General features: G+C 66.7%; 11 protein-coding genes. 4 read left to right on the top strand and 7 right to left on the bottom strand.

All coding sequences use genetic code 11. The features are described 5' to 3' along the window. Window positions 1-12 precede the first annotated feature (12 nt). The gene (locus tag ENSA7_RS35130) at window positions 13-3,258 is read right to left on the bottom strand and encodes a serine/threonine-protein kinase (RefSeq protein ID WP_106093784.1); all 3,246 of its coding nucleotides are present in this window, start codon (window positions 3,256-3,258) and stop codon (window positions 13-15) included. Window positions 3,259-3,339: 81 nt separating this feature from the next. After that, complete coding sequence (locus ENSA7_RS35125) at window positions 3,340-3,783, bottom strand: gamma-glutamylcyclotransferase family protein (protein WP_106093783.1); 444 nt, start codon at window positions 3,781-3,783, stop codon at window positions 3,340-3,342. Between the two features lie 166 nt (window positions 3,784-3,949). On the opposite strand from ENSA7_RS35125, the gene ENSA7_RS35120 reads away from it, so the two are divergent. From ENSA7_RS35120 to ENSA7_RS35110, 3 genes are all read left to right on the top strand, one after another. Next, a complete protein-coding gene (locus ENSA7_RS35120; protein WP_106093782.1) occupies window positions 3,950-5,443 on the top strand; it encodes an N-acetylmuramoyl-L-alanine amidase in 1,494 nt (497 codons plus the stop codon). Between the two features lie 160 nt (window positions 5,444-5,603). Continuing rightward, a complete protein-coding gene (locus ENSA7_RS35115; RefSeq protein WP_106093781.1) occupies window positions 5,604-7,868 on the top strand; it encodes a hypothetical protein in 2,265 nt (754 codons plus the stop codon). A gap of 11 nt (window positions 7,869-7,879) precedes the next feature. Beyond that, entirely contained in the window at window positions 7,880-8,245 is a 366-nt protein-coding gene (locus ENSA7_RS35110; protein WP_106093780.1) for a hypothetical protein, read from the top strand. 110 nt (window positions 8,246-8,355) lie between these two features. Here the strand turns inward: ENSA7_RS35110 and ENSA7_RS35105 are convergent, their stop codons facing one another. From ENSA7_RS35105 to ENSA7_RS35085, 5 genes are all read right to left on the bottom strand, one after another. Next, window positions 8,356-9,432, bottom strand: a complete 1,077-nt coding sequence (locus ENSA7_RS35105) for a fibrinogen-like YCDxxxxGGGW domain-containing protein (protein WP_244924013.1) — start codon at window positions 9,430-9,432, stop codon at window positions 8,356-8,358. A gap of 400 nt (window positions 9,433-9,832) precedes the next feature. Further along, a complete protein-coding gene (locus tag ENSA7_RS35100; protein ID WP_146158502.1) occupies window positions 9,833-11,194 on the bottom strand; it encodes a WD40/YVTN/BNR-like repeat-containing protein in 1,362 nt (453 codons plus the stop codon). Then, complete coding sequence (locus ENSA7_RS35095) at window positions 11,187-12,140, bottom strand: STAS domain-containing protein (protein WP_181234415.1); 954 nt, start codon at window positions 12,138-12,140, stop codon at window positions 11,187-11,189. Before ENSA7_RS35095 ends, ENSA7_RS35100 begins: the two co-directional genes overlap by 8 nt. A 58-nt stretch (window positions 12,141-12,198) precedes the next feature. Then, on the bottom strand, window positions 12,199-14,652 hold the full coding sequence (locus ENSA7_RS35090; protein WP_106093776.1) for a TonB-dependent receptor family protein: 2,454 nt from the start codon (window positions 14,650-14,652) through the stop codon (window positions 12,199-12,201). A gap of 6 nt (window positions 14,653-14,658) precedes the next feature. Then, window positions 14,659-15,840: a hypothetical protein gene (locus ENSA7_RS35085; RefSeq protein ID WP_106093775.1), complete on the bottom strand. Its 1,182-nt coding sequence runs from the start codon at window positions 15,838-15,840 to the stop codon at window positions 14,659-14,661. A gap of 215 nt (window positions 15,841-16,055) precedes the next feature. Here ENSA7_RS35085 and ENSA7_RS35075 point away from each other — a divergent pair, with 215 nt between their 5' ends. Then, the gene (locus ENSA7_RS35075) at window positions 16,056-17,345 is read left to right on the top strand and encodes a hypothetical protein (protein ID WP_181234414.1); all 1,290 of its coding nucleotides are present in this window, start codon (window positions 16,056-16,058) and stop codon (window positions 17,343-17,345) included. Window positions 17,346-17,377 lie beyond the last annotated feature (32 nt).

Raw genomic sequence — 17,377 nt, 5'->3', positions numbered from 1 at the left:
ACTGCCGGTTGATCACTCCGCCGCGTTGGTCTCGATCCAGCGCAGCAGCTCCCGCTTCAGCTGCTTGGCGTTGGGCCCCTCGGCGTCGGCGAGCAGCGCGACCCCGGCTCGCGCCAGCTCCAGCGCCTGACCCCGCTGACCGCTGGCGACCAGCACCCGCGCGAGATCCAGGCGGACCTGCGCGCGCTCGAACACCGCGGGCGCGGCCGCCTCTTCCATGGCCCGAAACCGATCGAGCAGCTGCTTGGCGGCCGCGAACTCGCGACTGGCGACCAGCGCGTGGGCGTACGCGGCCAAGCTGGTGGCGATGTCCCGATGATCCGGCGCGAGGATCCGCTCGCGGGTCGCCAACGACTTGCGCAGCAGCGCCTGGGCCGGTCGCAGCTGACCGATCCCGACCAGCGCGACGCCGAGATCATGCTCGAGCTCGGCGATCGTGGGGTGATCATCGCCCAGCACGCGCCGCTGGGTCTCGAGCACGATCTCGAAGCTGGCCAGACCCTGGTCGCGCTCGCCCAGATCGATCTGCGTGAGCGCGAGCCCGGCGAGCGAGGTCATGGTGTCGCTGTGCTCGGGCCCCAGCGCCTTGGTCCGGCGCTCATAGGCGCGCGCGTAGTAGTCGGCCGCGCCCTCGAAGTCGTGCAGCTGTCGCAGCACCCGCCCGAGGTTGCTCCACGAGTTGGCGAGCTCCGGGTGCTCGGGCCCGAGCGTGCGCTCGTGGATGCCCAGCACGCGCATGTGTGTGTCGCGGGCCTGCTCGAGCTTGCCGCGCTTGGTGTAGACGACCGCGAGGTTGTTGAGCGTGTTGGCGAGGCTGGGGTGATCGATGATCTCGGTCCCGTCCGCCGCCACGGTCTTGTAGCTGAGCTCGTAGACCCCGATCGTACGCAGGAATTCCTGCTCGGCGAGGTCGAGCTTGCCCTGGCTGAAGTGCGCGCTCGCGAGGTTGTTGAGGGCCGAGCCGACCTCGGGGTGGCCCGGGCCGAGCTCGTGCACGAGGGTGTCGACGACCAGCTGAAATTGCTCGGCCGCCTCGTCGTGCTTGCCGAGGGCCCACAGCGTCGAGCCCAAGCCCTTGTGGACCCGCGCCTCGAGCAGCCACTCATCGTCGCCCAGCGCCAACGCCAGCTCCAGCGCGGCCTGGAGCTCGGTCCGCGAGCGCTCGAGCTCGCCCTGCCGCCAATGCACGACCCCAACCAGGTACTGCAGCTCGACGCGCGCGCGGGAGCGCTGATCGTCGTGGCGATCCAGGATCGCGTCGGCGATCCCCGCCCAGTTGTGCGCGGCCACGAAGTCTTGGCGGCGATCCCCGGTGACCTGGACCAGGGCGGTGGCCGCGTCGGCCGAGGCCTCGTCGTCGCCGACCGAGAGCGCCCGATAGAAGCCCTCGCGGAGGGTGGCCTCGGCCTCTTCGTAGCTGCCAGCGTCGATCAAGCACTTGCCGACCTCGATCCGCGCGGCCGCCTGGATCGGCGTGTACTCGGTCAGCGCGGCGCCCGACTGGGCCTCGCGGGCGATTGTGAGGGCGCGCTCGTGATCGCCTGCGTCACGCCGAGCCCGCGCGCGCGAGAGCTCGCGCCCGATGTGCTCGACGCGCTCGACCGCGGCCGGGCCCTGCGGCGGCGGGACCCGGGCACGCAGCACCTCGTGGTCGGCGCAGATCTCGAGCGGGCGCAGCTTCGTGACCGCGATGTAGCTGTTCTCGATCACGGTCGCGTCGGGCTCGAGCAGGACCTCGACGAGCGCGTCGAGGCCAAGCTTGCGATCCTCGAGGCAGGCCATGCGAAGGTCGAGCAGGGCCGCCGACTGCTCGCCGCGGACGTGGGTCGCCTGACACGCGTCGGTGTACATCGCCTGCCACTGCGCCGCGTAGTCGTCGAGGCTGGTGAGCACGGCGGGCAGGGCCTGGCCCGCGAGCGGGACCCCGGAGCTGGTGAACGCCTGCTCGAGCGCCGCGCGCCGCGACGGGTCCCACGCGCCGGCCAGGCGCTGCTCGGCGCCCGCGCAGACCGGCTCGGCCGCTGGCTCTGGCTTGTCGACGAACCCCCACACGGCCAGGCTCAGCGCGCCAACGGTGAGCGCCGCGAGGGCGATGCGATTGCGGATCGCCGCCGGGTCGCGCTCGAGGATCGCCAGCAAGCCCCGCATGTCGGCGAAGCGGTGCTCGGGCTCGACCGACAGACCCCGGTTGAGCGCGCGCTGAATGCCGCCGGGGATCCGCGTGGTCGAGGGCGCGCGCAGGCCCGCGTTGCGCATCGACTGCCACAGCGCCAGCGGCGACTCACCCGAGAACGGACGCTGGCCGTGGATCGCCTGCCACAGCGCCACACAAAACGAGAACTGATCGCTGCGCTCGTCGGTGGCGCGGCCCTCGAGCTGCTCGGGCGCCATGTAGGCCGGGGTCCCGATCAACGCGCCGACCCGCGTGACCTCGGCGTCGAGCGCCCGCGTGATCCCACCGCCACCTTTCGTGCGGGCCGAATTGTCACCGGCGCTGCTGAGCTGGCTGTCGAGGCCGCCGAAGCCGTCGAGCGACGAGCCGTCCCTGGACAGCCCGTCTTTCGTGAGCGAGGCCAGGCTGAACGCCGCCGAGTGCTCAGCGACGCGGCTGCGGATCATCGGATCTCGATCTTCGTCGCGCTCGACCCGGGCGACCGCGTGGGCGATGCCAAAGTCGACGACGACCACCCGACCGTCACGGGCCACGAGCACGTTGTCGGGCTTGAAGTCGCGGTGGACCAGGCCCTTGTCGTGGGCGGCCGCGAGCCCGTGCCCGGCCTTGACGAAGGTCGAGACGATGGTCTCGAGCGAGCGCTTCTCGACGCTCAGCCAGTCGCCCAGCGAGACGCCGTCGACGAACTCCATGGCGATGTAGACGCGCTCCTCGAAGGTGCCGACGTCGTAGACCTGGATGACGTTGGGGTGGGAGACCCGCGCGAGCGCCTGGGCCTCGCGCAGCAGCCGAATCGTGCGATCGCCCGAGTGCTCGTCGTCGTGGAGCAGCTTGAGCGCGAGCTTGCGATCCAGGTCGGGATCGTAGGCGGCATACACGACGCCCATCGCCCCGGCGCCAAGCTCATGGAGCACCAGGTAACGACCAATCCGCTCGGGGATCTCATCGTCGGGGTGCTCACCGTCGAAGCTCGCGCCGTCCGAGGTGGCCGCGATCGTCTCGTCGTCGAGCGAGAGCAGCGACAAGTTGGCGTGCGGCGCTCGCTCGCTCCCGTCGCTCGTGCCCGCCCCGCCAGTGCCCGCCACAGGGTCTGGCTACACCCATCCCACGGTTTAGACAAGCGCGAGCCGCTGGGTGTGGCGAAACTCCGCGGCGCGCGAGTCAGCTCAGCCGAGTAGGTGTGCGAGCGTACCGAGCAATTGCCGACGGTAGTCAATGGGTATCTCGTGCTCCGCCATCCCGATTCGATAGTGCTCAATGTAGTCAGCGCGCGGCTCGAGGGCCTCAACGATGTTCAGCGCGACGAAGCTCGAGGCGCTGACCGACATCCCAGACGCAGCGAGCTCGACGACGAGGACCGTGTGTCGATATCCGGACTCGAACTCGGTCAGGCGCGCGAACTGATCGTCGTCGAGCTCATAGGCGACGCCCCACACCGACGCGTCGGCGTGCGGCTCGATGTTGCCCTTGCCGCTGCCGTCGTTGCCGAGCTTCGAGAAGCGGTGACGGTGTTCGCTCAGGCGAGCGCGGCCGAGCGACTGCACGACGCCCACGCGGTGCTCGAGCCGCACCCGCGACATGTTGGACCCGTAGGCGAAGTAGGTCGGCACGCCCGGAGTCTACGGGAGCGCAGGCGCTCCGTACGTGCGGGTCGATTTCGCGCTTCGCGCGTGCGCCAGGCACGGATCAGGGCCGAGAACAGGCAAATAGGGCCGATCCAAGCGCGGTCCGTAAATTTTGTTGTCACACATCGGAGTACATCCCTATCCTGGGCGCATGGCGTCGGTGCAGATCAAACACCTCATGCTCTTGTTGATCGCGCCGCTGTCGATCGCCGCGGTGACGGGTCTCGCGGCTGGGCCCAGGAGCATCGACGTCCATGTCGATGCGAGCGAGCCGCACGACGACCACGCCCGCCCCGATCCATACAACCTACCGACGCTGCCCGAGGCGCTCACGCCGATCCCTTCGGAGGGGCCGGCCGAGTATCCGCTGGCTGTGGCGTTCATCCCAGCCGATCCGTCGAACTACACGGCGGGCGGGATCGTGTCCTACGACTACATCGTCGTGCACACCATGCAGGGCTACTACCCCGGGTCGATCAGCTGGTTCCAGAATCCCGCCGCCAACGTCTCGGCGCACTTTTGCATGCAGAGCGACGACGGCGAGATCACGCAGATGGTGAACCTCTCGGATCGCGCCTGGCACGTGGGCAACTCGAACAGCGTCTCAATTGGCATCGAGCACGAGGGCTTCATCGACGACCCCGCCTGGTACACGTGGGAGACCTATCGCAGCTCCGCGCAGCTCGCCCGGTGGATCGCCGACGAGTATCAGATCCCGCTGACCCGCGAGCACATCGTCGCTCACTCGGAGCTGCCCAGCCAGACGCACACCGACCCCGGCGACAACTGGGACTGGGATCTGTACATGGCGCTGATCACCGACCTGGTCAGCGAGGGCGAACTCGAGGGTTGGGTCGTCGATCGCAGCCAGACCTGCACCCTGACCGCGACCGGCGACACCTGGATCAAGAAGACCCTCGAGCCCTCGGGCGAGCTCAGCGACACCGACAAGTGCTTCGTCGCCGCGGGCACGCAGTTCGAGTACCTGCACGCCTCGGGTGAGCTGGTCGGGCACCGACGCCTCGACTATGACCCGAGCGATGGTCCGTGCGCGGGGTTCATCGATCTCGACGTTCAGGGCTACATGTTCGCCGAGCACTTCAGCGCGACCTGTGAGGACGCGAGCATGGGCGCGGCTGGGGTCACCGTCGTGCTCGATGGCGGCGCGCAGGTCGTGACCGACGCGACCGGCTACTTCAGCTTCGCGGAGGTCGGGCCGGGGGCGCACAGCGTCGATGTGCTGGGTGGGGCGAGCTACTTCGACACCCTCGAGCCCGTCGACGTCGACGTGCACCCGGGGGCGCGCGTGGTAATCGGCGTGGATCCGCAGGCGGGTCCCGGCGATGGTGATGGTGATGGTGATGCCGATGGCGGAGAGTGCTGGGTCGGCGGTGAGAATTGCCCGTGCACCGACGGTGGTGGGTGCGACCCGGGGCTGGTCTGCGACCCGACCCATACCTGCGTGCCCGAAGGTGAAGGCGACGCGGGAGGCGAGACCAACGGGGGCGCGGGTGGTGGTGATGACAGCGTGGATTATCTCGAGGCCGACAGCTGCTCGGTAACTGGTGAGGGTGGGGTTGGCGGTGTGCTCGGGCTGTTGGTGTTTGGACTGGGCGGTCTGGCGCTGCGCCGCAAAATTGCTTGAACCCCCGACTTTGTAGTCATACGATGATCGCCGACAGGCGTTCAGAGTATGCTGAGTAGTCGCCGTTGTGCATGTCTGCGGCATATTCCCGCTAGGCGAGGCATGCATGAAACACGCAGGACATTTTGGACCCATCGTTCTATTGGCAGTGCTCACGCTCATGGCCTGTTCCCAAGACGAGGTCATTCCGCCGTTGGGGGAGTCTGGCGGCACCGATGGTGGGGACTCGGGCCCGCCGCTGCCGGGTGGCGACGACTGTGACGAGAACTGGTACGCGATTGACGGCGCCCCTGTCCCGCAGGAGCTGAATGGACCCGAGGCGTTCGGCGGCTCGTTGGCCAACCATCAAAGTCGGATCGAGTTTACGGGTCCAGCCAGGCAGCCCGACCCCGTCGTGCCTACACCGATCAACGCAGCGTTCGGTCAGATGACCTTCGAAGAGTTCGCCGCGAGGTACGCCGAACGCGTCGGCAACTACTGGTTTGTCGAAGGCGACCAGGCCATGACAGACGCCGACCTGCACGCGCTCTACGACAGACTGCACGAGCAGGCGAGCAAAGGCGCCCAACCGCCCGTCCCAACCGCGGCCGCCTACGATGAAGGGGGCTTCGACGCCGCGTGGAGCTCGGGCCGCAAGCTCACGCTCACGTGGTGCGTCGGCTGGGTTCTGCCGTCATTGTCCGCCAACGAAGAGCTTCACGCCGAACACGTCGCGCTGCTGATCGAGACGATGGAGTGGGCCACGCGGGCGTGGGAGCGGGCCGGCGACGTCAACTTCGTTCACCTGGCGCAGTATGACAGCCCGGAGGCGCAGGCTTCCGGTCAATGTCAGCCCGGCGAGAATGGCATACACTTTCGTGTGCGCACCGGACCAGAGTGTACGGGGGCTTGCGGGGGTCGGGTCTTAATCGAGGCGCTCCCTCAGTACGAGTTTGAAGATCCGGCCAACATCGACGGGGACGCCGAGATCGTGTTTGGACTGCAGCGCTTCTTCGACAACGAGAACGAGGCCCGCATCAACGCGCTGCACGAGCTGGGCCACGTGCTGGGCTTCACCCACGAGCACCTGCGCTGGCCTGAGGAGCAGGACCCCGACAGCGGCTGCAACGGCCTCGGCGAGATCCCCTGGCGGGGCCTGACCCCACCCGACAGGAGCTCGGTGATGGCCAACGACTTCTGTGCGGGGGTCAACCCCAACGTGCCGTGGCTCTCGGCTTGGGATCGACTGGGCGCGTACTATCAATACACGTGGGGTCGGCGGCGTGCGTCGATGATGGGCCTGGTGAGTCAGGTCGATGACTATGCGTATGATGGGCTCGGGCAGACGGGGATCCTGTGGCAGACCAGCCGCAGCGCCCGGATGCAGCGCTGGTCGTCGACCGGGGCGCCAGGGCAGCCGATCCAGTTCGCGGTGGAGGAGCTGTGTGCGGACGGGAGCGCGCCTCCGTGCATGGGGGCGTTCGACAGTGAGGGTAGGGTGCGGCCGAGCCCAGCGCTGCTGAGCGGCGGGGTGTTCGATCTCGACATACTGTTTCACGGGCCGGGGTCAGTGCTGGCGGACTCGTTGCTGCTCAACGACGGCGCGGGGGTCGACGCGGTGAACCTGGATCTGGATTGGTTCTCGGTGCCGGTCGTCGGCAGCTTTGAGAGTGGGAACGCAGATCAGATCCTGTTGTACCGACCTGGGCCCGAGGAGGACGCACTGCTCGTGCTCGAGGATGGCGACGTGGTCACGTACCCGATGAACTTTGGCGGGTATGCGTACCCGCTCGCGGGGCGGTTCCGCGGGTTTGCGGGCGGGCGGAACGACATCATTTGGTATGATCCGCAGAAGAACCAGATCTCGGCCTGGCAGTGGGACAGTCAGCAGGTCTACACTTTTGTTGCAAATAGCCCGTTCGACGCTGGAACTCTGGGTCTCGACGACGGCGCTGAGTACACACCGCTGGTTGGTGACTTCAACGGAGATGCGAGGTCTGATATATTCTGGTATTCGGCTGGTGCAGGGGCGGACATCATGTGGTGGTCGCAGAGCGACGAGGGCACAATATCGTTCGCCGCAGCGAGTGCACAGGTCGTTCATGACTACCGCCCATTTGTCGGTGATTTTGACGGCAACGGGATCGACGATCTCCTCTGGTTTGCTCCCTTCGCGGAGATGGTGCACGTGACATCAAAACTCTGGTACTTTGCCGAGAACGAGACCTACACGTCCCGTGTCCTGTCCACCAATCGAGATTACAGCCCCTACATCGCCGACTTCGACGACGACGGCTGCTCCGACATTCTGTGGTACAAGCCGGATGATCCCAGCCTCCACAGTCCGCTGTGGCGATGTCTGCCCAACGACGTCGACTTCGCTTGCGAGCCATCGGTCACCATACCGGCTGGCGCCTACCCGGTGGGTTTCGGAGGATCGTACTGATGCGACCTCGAGTGCTGTTCGTGCTGACGCTGCTCGCCGGGTGCGGCTCACGGCCTCTCGACTCTAACTGCGACGGCATGTGTCAGCCCGCCGGCGCAAACTATCCTGGCGTCGGCGAATGCAACGCCGGCGTTTGCACCCCAACCTATCTCGAATGCGCGGTGCAGAGTGAAGTCTCGACCTGCGACGAGGCATGTGCTGCGCAAGGGAGCGTGTGTGTTGCCGGCGGATGCGGCGGCAATACCTATGCGCTCTTTGCGTCTTTGTCGTGGTGTCAGAATCCCGAGATCAAGGGGCCTGAGCGCGAACGCGAATGCAACGAGCCAATCGAGTGGCAGTTCAGCAGCGCGGTCAAGTGCTGCTGCGAGCAGGAGTAGCGCGTTCAAAGTGATCCGCGCACCGCGAGACGCCGAGAGCCCCGGCAGCTTCCGCTGTCGGGGCCCGTCGTTCTCAGCTCGAGCCCAGCTCGAGCCCGAGTCAAACCACCCTAGGGCAGCTTATCGCCAACGTCGCACATGATGCGATCGCTGTTATACCCGTCGCCAGAGATGTCGTTGTGCCACTGAATGGTGCCATCCTGGTTGAACGCGTAGTACATTGATCCGGTCACCGAGTTGTCGCCGTTGGGCTCGGTGATGTCGTCGCGCTCGTGGACCCACCAGGCCTCGCCGTCGCTGGCGCTCCAGCCACAGTTTTGGTTGTTGGAGTTCATCGGCTGCTGCGAACACGTCGCGCCCTGCTGGTTCGGGTAGATGCCCAGGATCCGCATGAAGTTCGCGTTGGCTTCGCCGATCATGCCGTCGTTGCTGATCGACCAGCCCGACAGCAGGTGCTGCTCGCTGCGGGGGATCCACAGCTGCATGCCGAGGCCAGCGCAGTGGGCCTCGGCCGCGACGGCGAACACGGGGCCGCCTGGATCGACCTTCAAGAAGGTGTAGCCGCCGCCGTCGGTCACCATGTCGCAGTGGACGTCGAACGCGTCGCCGTCGTAGCCGTCGGGCGCGATCATGTAGGTGCCGTCGACGAGCTGATCGTCGTAGTTGTAGATGTCGAGGCAGCTGTTGGGGATGATGCAGCTGGCCAGGCAGCCGTCGGCGGAGTCGTCGTTGAGGTCGTCACACGTCTCGGGGCCGTTGATCTCGCCGTCGCCACAGTTGGGGCCGAGCGCGAGGCAGTCGTTGGTGCAGCCGTCGTAGGAGCCGTCGTTGATGCCGTCATCGCAGACCTCGTCGCCGGTCACCATGCCGTCGCCGCACACGTCGCCGTCGCCGTCGCCGTCACCGTCGCCATCACCGTCGCCATCACCATCGCCATCGCCATCGCCGTCGCCGTCGCCGTCGCCGTCGCCGTCACCATCGCCGTCACCCGGGTCGCCATCGCCGTCGCCGGGGTCGCCATCGCCATCGCCATCGCCATCCCCGTCGCCATCGCCGGTGTTGGAGTCGCTGGTCTCGTTGGTGTCGCCGTCGCCGTCGCCGTCGCCGGTCTCAGTCTCCGTCTCGGCAGCCGTCGCACCGTCGGCCTGGGGGTCATCGCTGCACGCCAAGGTGAGACAGGCGCTCAAGCCCAAGGCGAGCGCGGAAGACAGTGGAATTTTGTTCGTCATGCTCACGATGATTTCTGTTCCCCACGCCGCTGTCTATGTGCACTTTCGTGAGTCATGAGTGGATACCCGGGCGTTGGGTATGGCCATTGCGCCGTGGTTGGTCACGGGTGACAATCTTCGGCACTGGGTCGTCTGGCCTCAAAGTTCGGTGAATTCGATCGCATCGTCGTTCGCGGACAGATCACGCCAGAGCGAATGTGCGCATACGATCGCGGCTCCACGAATCGTTAGGTATGCATCCCAACCTGGGGCAACTCGAACATGGAGTAACTCGTGAGGATTGATCCACCGGATCGTCGTCGCCGTCGGTCAATGCTCCCGGCGGAGCCCTCCGGTTTCGGTTGGGAAACAAGCCGGGTCAGCGACCGAGGTTGATGACCCTCGGGCGCAACACCAGCTCGGCCGGCTCGCTGAGCCTGCGACGCGCCAGGCCGTCAGGCTCGATCGTGAAGGTCCAGCCGCCGAGCTCGAGCTGGCGGGCGGCGGGGGTCGGCGCGATCGCGTGATTGGGGTCGAGCGGCGCCCAGCGCTGGCCACCGTCGATGCTGCGCACGCGTAGCGCACCCTCTACCGTGTTCACGAGCGCGTCGAGCTCGAGCAGCTCGGGCCCGACGCGCAGCGCCTCGACCGGGCCGTAGAAGTGCGGGTCACCTGGCGGCGAGCCGTTCACGCCGGGCGAGACCCGAGCCCAGCTGGCGCCACCATCCTCGCTCCGCAGCAGCTTGCCGCCCGAGCAAAAGTCGGCGGCCTCGACGTAGCAGCACTCCGAGCGCAGCAGCAACCGTTCGGGCGCGCTCGCGGCCGCCCACACGGCGTCGACCCCAGCACCATCGAGCTCCGGGATCTCGACGAGATCCCAGCGCGCGCCGTCGTCGGTCGAGCGCCACACCCCAGCCGCGCCCCGCGACTTCATGGTCTGTGCCTTCGTGCACAGGCCACCGCTGGACACCCACAGTCGCCCGCTGGGATCGGCGGCGATGCTGCTGACGTGCACGGCCGGGCGGCGCTGGGCGGCTCCAGCTGCGCCCGCGCTCGGTAGCTCGATGACCTCGGCCCCGCCCAGCCACTCGGCCTCGAACCCACACGGGCCACCGGTCACCACCGCGAGCTGACCGACGCCGGCCCAACCAGTGATGTAGTCGTCAGCGGTGACTGGGGCCTCGGCCATCCAGCACTCGGAGATCTGCGCGGGCTCGACGACGGGGCCCCAGGTGTTGGTGGCGTAGTCGAAAAATTGCACGCTCCCGGGGCTGTAGCTGAAGTACAGCCCGCGCCCGTCGGGGGTCGGCGCGGCCCACGAAAACTCGGCCCCATCGACGTGCAGCGCGACCACCTTCGCGCTCGGGTTGTCACAGGGGATTTGCCACAGCGTGTGTTGCTCGTCAGAGTGAATCCAATTGCGCCACGGATGCGCCCGCCCGACCGCGAGCAAAATTTGATCGTCGCTCCACGGGTAGCTGCGCAGGCGGACCTCGTCGTCGAACTCGGCGATCAGCCCGGTCGACCTGCCGGCGACGAGCACCTCGCGTCCTGGGCCCACGCTGGCTTCACATGCGGGGGCCCCGGTCCGGGCCACGACCGCCGGGCGCTCGGGCACGGCGCCCGGCTGGGGCTGCGCCGGGGTGACATGCACATTGCTGGAGGTCTCCCGGCACCCAGTGAGACAGGCGATCGTCGCCGTCACACCCAGTAGAATCAGCGCGCGGCGGCGATCAGTCACGCCTCATACTACTCGAAGCCCGACGGCCGACCACTGCAGGAAGCGCGGCCGCGAAGGTTCGAAAGATGCGCAGGCTGTCAAAATCGACGTCGAGACGGACCAGGATCATGGCCACCGCAGGCGACACCCCCGACAGCACGCACTCACAGCCCAACAGCCTGACCGCGCGGACGAGCTTGCCGAGGTGATAGGCCGTGGTCGAGTCGATGTCCTCGACACCAGTGAGGTCGAGGATCGCGGCGTGTGCATGATCATTGCCGACCCGGGCCAGCAGGGCCTCGGTCATTTTTGTCGCCCGCGTGTCATTGAGCAGCCCGACGAGCGTGACCGCGAGCACCCCGTCCCAGACCTGCAAAATCGGCGCGCCCAAGTTGTCGATTAGCTCGAGCTGATGCTTGATGAGCTCATCAGTCGCGACCCGCTGGGTGATATCCATGATGTAGCCATAAAAGTGGGTCGCCGCGCCCTCGTCATCGCGGAGCACGACTGTGTAGTCGTAGACCCACAAGATCTCTCCATCGGCGCGGCGGATCCGATAGGGAAGGTGCTCGAACCAATCGGCGCTGACGCTGTTGTCGGCGACCTCCTGGCCGACCCGCCCGACGTCTTGCGCGAGGATGAGGCTGGCGTAGGGCAACCGCCCGCTCGCAAATTCCACTGCCGGATGGCCAGTCAGCGCCTCGACGTTGGCCGACACGAACTCGACCGGCCAGCCCGCCTCATTGCGCCAGCGAAACACCACGACTGGACCACGCGAGAACAACGCGGTGTCCGCCGGACCGCCATACCGGGGCGCGTGGGTCGAGCGGGACTGGGCGATCCGGTTGAGGTCGGCGGCGATCTTGGCGAGGTCATCATCGCCAGTGAGTGCCAGTGCTTCGCCCTGTCGGCCCTCGGCGAGCTCGCCGATGAAAGCCGCTATCTGCGCTAACCTGTCGTCGCTCATCTTTCGAGCGACAGCGTATCTCATTGCGACCTGCGTGAATCCCGGGTGCTCCGACAGCTCAAAGCCGCCATGACGGGCGTCCCTGGCTCCCGTCGAGAACGCTGTATTGCTGATTGCCATGCCCACTTCGGCCAGCTGCGCGCTTGTCGGCCGCGCGCTTGCGTCGATTCGCGCGCATGTGCTTGGGCAAGAAATCATGGGCAAAGCCAACGTTGAAATAGAAGGTTCGCGGCCGCCCGACCAGGATCCCAGCGTTGCGATCGTCGGTGCGCGAGAAGTAGCGGGCGTCGCCGATATTCTTGATCCCCGTGGTGAATTCCAGCTGCCAGCTGGTCGCCAGGGGCGTCTGCATGCTCGCCCACACGTTGATCGTTGCATAATCCGGGATCGGACCGTAGGCGGCGGTGTCTTGGTCCTCTTGCTCACGATTCTCATAGTCGGTGTATTGCTTGCCGTAGTAGCTGAGGTCGGCACCAAACTTGAGGCCAAAGTCGAACCCGTAGCTGGCCCCGGCCCACAGCTCGTGCTCGGGGTACCACGGCATCTTGTTGCCAGTGTAGGTCAATCCCAGCACGTAGCTGTCAGTCCAGCCGTACCCAACATAATACTCGATGTCGTCGAGGCTGTCCCAAACCTCGCCGGGATACCAAGAAAGCTCGCTCTCGATCCCCCAGATGTGGATCTTGCGGATATTGTCAAAGCTCTCTTCGCCGACGTCGATGAAATTGGTGAATTCCTTGTACCACCCGGTCACTTCGCCATACACGCCGCCGAGCTCGAGCGCCTTGACACCCAGCTCCACGCTGTTGGAGGTCTCGGGCACCAGCTGATCGTCGACACCCACGACGATCACCTGAAGATACTGCGGTGGCCCGAACGAGCGCCCGTACGCGGCAAACAGCGCAAACTCGTCGATCGGCGCGTACCACACCGAGGCGGCCGGGAGCGGCGCCCAATACCTGCGATCGACGACAAACTCCTCGAGGTTGGCGCGCCGTGAGAGCCTGATGAATTCCAGGCGCACGCCGACGTCGATCGCCAGATCGCCACCCAGGAAGATCAGCTTCTCATTCACATAGCCTGCGTACGCGCCCGTGCGCGCGTCGTCGTCGCTCGTGCACTTGTCGCCAGCGGCGAGCTGCCCGTCGGCGTTCAAGCGGCACGTGTCGTTGTCGTCGACCAGCAGCGAGTCGTCGGGCCTGGCCGTGAAGGTCTGCATCGAGGCGATCTCGTAGGCTGCGCGGGCGCCAATCGAGAGCTGATGGGAGAAGTCGTGCTTGTCCGCGTCGAACCGCATGGTCCAGCGCGGCTCGATGCCCATCACATCATAGGTGCGCGGGCGAATCACGATCTCTTCAATGAGCGAGCGGGTGTCGCCGGGCGTGTTGGCGATCGTGGTGCTGCGGTAGCTGCGGTTGTACCAGGTCGAGATCTTGAGGTCCTGTCGCTCGCCGAGCTGCGCGCTCAGCTTGAGCGCGGTCCCAAACCGCATGCCCCGGAATTCGTCGAAGGGTCGGCGGCTCTGAAACGGGTCTTCGTTGTAGGCCGCGCGCGACAGCCCGCCGGGGAGCTCGCTGTCTTCGAAGTAGCCGTGGCTGATCGACTCGAGCCGGACCTTGGGGTTGAACTGCCAGGCAAACTTGGCGAGCCCGCCGTGGACGAGCTTGTCGCTGTGCTCGCGCCAGCTCCGACCGACCCGGGGCGCGTACTCGAGGTACATGCCAAACCGGCCGTGCGTGGCCCCGTACGCGCCGCCCAGCGAGAAGTCGCGGTTCGAGTCACCCTGCGTGAACACGGCGATGCGCGGGTGCTCGGGGATCGGGTTGGAGATCAGGTTGAACACGCCGCCCGAGGTCTGCGGCCCGTAGCGAGCCGTGGCGCCGCCGCGGACCACGTCGATATCGGCGATCGAGAACAGCGAGATCGGGAACAGGCTCAGCTGCGGCTGACCGTAGGGCGCCGGGGCGATCGGGATCTCGTCGAGCAGCACGGTCGCGCGCGCGCTCAGGCGCGGGTTGACCCCGCGCACCGCCACCTGCAGCTTGGTGTCCTGGCTGCCGAGGCCCGAGTTGCCCTCGACCGTGCGTACGCCCGGCTTGCGGTCCAGCGCCTCACCGACGTTGGTCGCGCCACGCTCGACCATCTCTTGCTTGTCGACGACGACGCGACCGCCAGCGTGGTTGAACACGTCGAGCGCGTTGGCGTTCCCGAGCGCGCTGGCGTCGACGATGATCTCGCGCACGTCCTCGTCACTCTCGAGGTCCTCCTCGAGATCCTCGTCGAGCGGGATGTCGTCGTCGACCGGGACCTGCTCGAGCGGTGGCTCGGGCTCGGGCTCGGGCTCGGGCTTGGGCTCGGGTTCGGGCTCGGGCTCGCGCTCGCGCTCGGGCGGCGCGGTGATCTCGACGGGCGCGAACTCGCCTCGCTCGCGCTCGGTCTGCACGTCATCGTCTGGGGTTGGTGGCTCAGCCGGTGGCCCGGCCAACCCCAACCAGAGGATCGAGACCAACATCGGGCGCTATCGGGTCGACGGGACCACGATCTCGGTCGCGCCGCGAAGCCGCAGGCCGTCGTCGGGGAACAGGCCCTCGAGATCGTCGATCAGCTCGACCACGCGCGTGACCTCGTCGATCGCGTAGACCTTGCCGTAGACGGACAGCCCGTAGAGCTTGCCGCCGACGCGCGCGAGGCCGTCGATCTCGTCGCCGCGTACGACGTCGTCGATGAACACGTTGTCGGACACGGCGGTCGCGACCTCGCCGGGTGTGGGCGCGACGCACGAGCTGAGCTCGTTGTGGCCGAGCGCCATCACGGCCTCGTCTTCGCTGCGCAGCCACGCCGAAGCGCCGACGCCCTGCAGGTCCTCGATCACATCGCCAGCGACGCCCAGCTTCTGGCCAAAGCTGCACCACTGCTCACAGACCACGTCGCAGGCGTAGTAGAGCGGATCTTGGCTGACGTCGCTGGGGTGCACGCAGTGGCCCTGCTCGAGCACCTCGAGGTCTACGCGCAGCAGCGAGCCGTCGGTGACCAAGCCCTTGCTGCCAGCGCCACGGACTCCGAGCAGCAGCTCGTCGCCCGCGAAGCCGAGCCCGCTGACAGCCTCGAACCAGTAGCAGGGATCCGTGCTCGGGCTCTCGGCCGGGCCGGGCGGGATCACCCAGCGCTCGAGCCCGATCAGGTTGTCGGTGCGGCTCCAGTCATCGACCGTGAGCTCGGTGATCGACCACTCGTCGTTGAGCGAGTCAAAGCTGGCGGCCCACAGGCCCTGGTCGGGGTGCCACGCGAGATCGTTGGCGACGAATTTGCGCAGGCTCTTGTCCGCGACCGAGATCTCCCCCAGCTGTTCGTCGAGGCGCAGGTGGCCGACCTTGCTCAACCGGCACGAATTGCCGCCGTCCTCACACTCGCGGGTTGGATCGTAGAGGTACAGCGCGTTGCCGATGTACGTGCCCTCCGCGTCGAGCGGCAGGTGACTCTGATAGGCGTCGCCCGACAGCCGGGCGTTGACGAACAAGATCAGCTCGCCGGACAGGTCGTGGGTCGGGTCGCAGGCCTCGTCGTCTGGCTCGCATCCGGACTCGCCGCTCTCGCCCGTCTCGTCTTGACCGGGCGGCGGCAACTCGAGGGCGACGCAAGCCGGCGCGATCGTCAGACCCGCCGCGATCACAAATAGCTCGCAAATGAAAGTCGCTTTCATTTGATCGAAGCTTGAAAGCCAACCGGGGTAGTCGTCAAGGCCAAAAAATTCAAGCTTTCTCGCGATGAGCGGACACTCACCTCTGTCATTCTTGCAATTGAAAACTGTTTTCATTAGCTTGCTCCGCGGCCCGCCGAGGGCACCTCAGGGACAGATCTTCGAACATGACTCGCTCCACAACTTGCCGCCAACTCCGCACTTCCCTCTTGCTCGCCGTGCCGCTCACGCTGTTTGGGTGCACCGACGATCCCATGCAGGACGTCGGTGATGACGCATCTGACACCGGTACGCCGGGCGACGGCGATGGCGACCCCGGCGATGGCGACGGTGATCCCGGCGATGGCGACGGCGATCCTGGTGATGGCGACGGTGATTCCGGCGACGGCGACGGCGACACCGAGAAGCCCGGACTTGGCGACACGCCCAACACCTTGTGCGAGGCGGCGACCGTCAACCTCGCGACGATCGTGGCCGAAAACCAGAGCGGGAGTCCTGACCCGCTGGAGATCGAGGCCGCCTACGTCGGCACGGGGCTGCAAGAGTTCGTGCAGCTCGCAGGCGCGGTCACCGGGCGCGTCGACGCCGGCACCCTGATCGACGACGCGATGATCCTGACCGCGCTGCAGGGCACCGAGCTCGACCTGTTGGATATCGAGTGGCGGATCTATCTGGTCATGCAGCAGTACATCCGCCACGAGATCAGCGACGTGGCCGCGACGCTGCCCGACCCCAGCAACGATCCCGCGGTGCTCTACGCCCGCTGGGACGCGGCTTGGTGCTACTGGGACGGCAACCTGCGCCCGCTCGCGCAGCTGGCTGACGGCATCGGCCTGGCTGGCGACACGATCGAGGCCGACATCGATCAGGGCTTCGAGTGGGGCCACAGCGGGATCGAGGGCGCCGAGTCGTGGGCGATCGATGACTGGGTCGTGCCGCCCGCCAAGCAGGTGGTCGAGAAGACCACCTACGCGCTGGCGCACCGCTTGACCATGCAGTGGTCGGCCGACGCCGCGAGCGAGGGCGACGCCGCGACCGCGGCCTGGTACGCGCACCAAGCCTACGGCGCGTTTCAGATCATCGAAGATCGCATGGCCACCAAGAACACGCCCGGCATTGCGATCATCGAAGACGCGCTGCTCGGTGACCCGGCCGAGATCGATGCCGACGACGTGCTCCGCCAGATGAACATCGCGTTCGTCAAGCGCACCCGCAAGTACACCGACCTCGCGCTGCCGAGCGTCGACAGCCTCATGGCCACCCCCGAGGGGCACACCGGGGCCAACGAAGGCTCGACCTACAGCAAGCTCGTCGAGCCGTTCATGGTCGATCTCGACGGGTTCGATGCTGCCGACTACCGGGACAACTGGACGGCGTGGATCACCGCGGTCAAGGACGATGACGTCCCCGCTGGCGAGGCCGCCAGCGCGGTCTTGACCGACTACAACTGCGCGCTGCAGGCCCAGCTGGGGATCGCCGAGTGCACGTCGTCGACCGACGAACAGTAGTCCCCGGTCGCTGAGTTCGTGCGATGCTGGGC

It is taken from the genome of Enhygromyxa salina (genome assembly GCF_002994635.1).
GTDB classification, from domain to species: domain Bacteria; phylum Myxococcota_A; class Polyangia; order Nannocystales; family Nannocystaceae; genus Plesiocystis; species Plesiocystis salina_B.
Note: the sequence above shows the minus strand (reverse complement) of the source record. Positions and strands in the feature narration are given on the sequence as shown.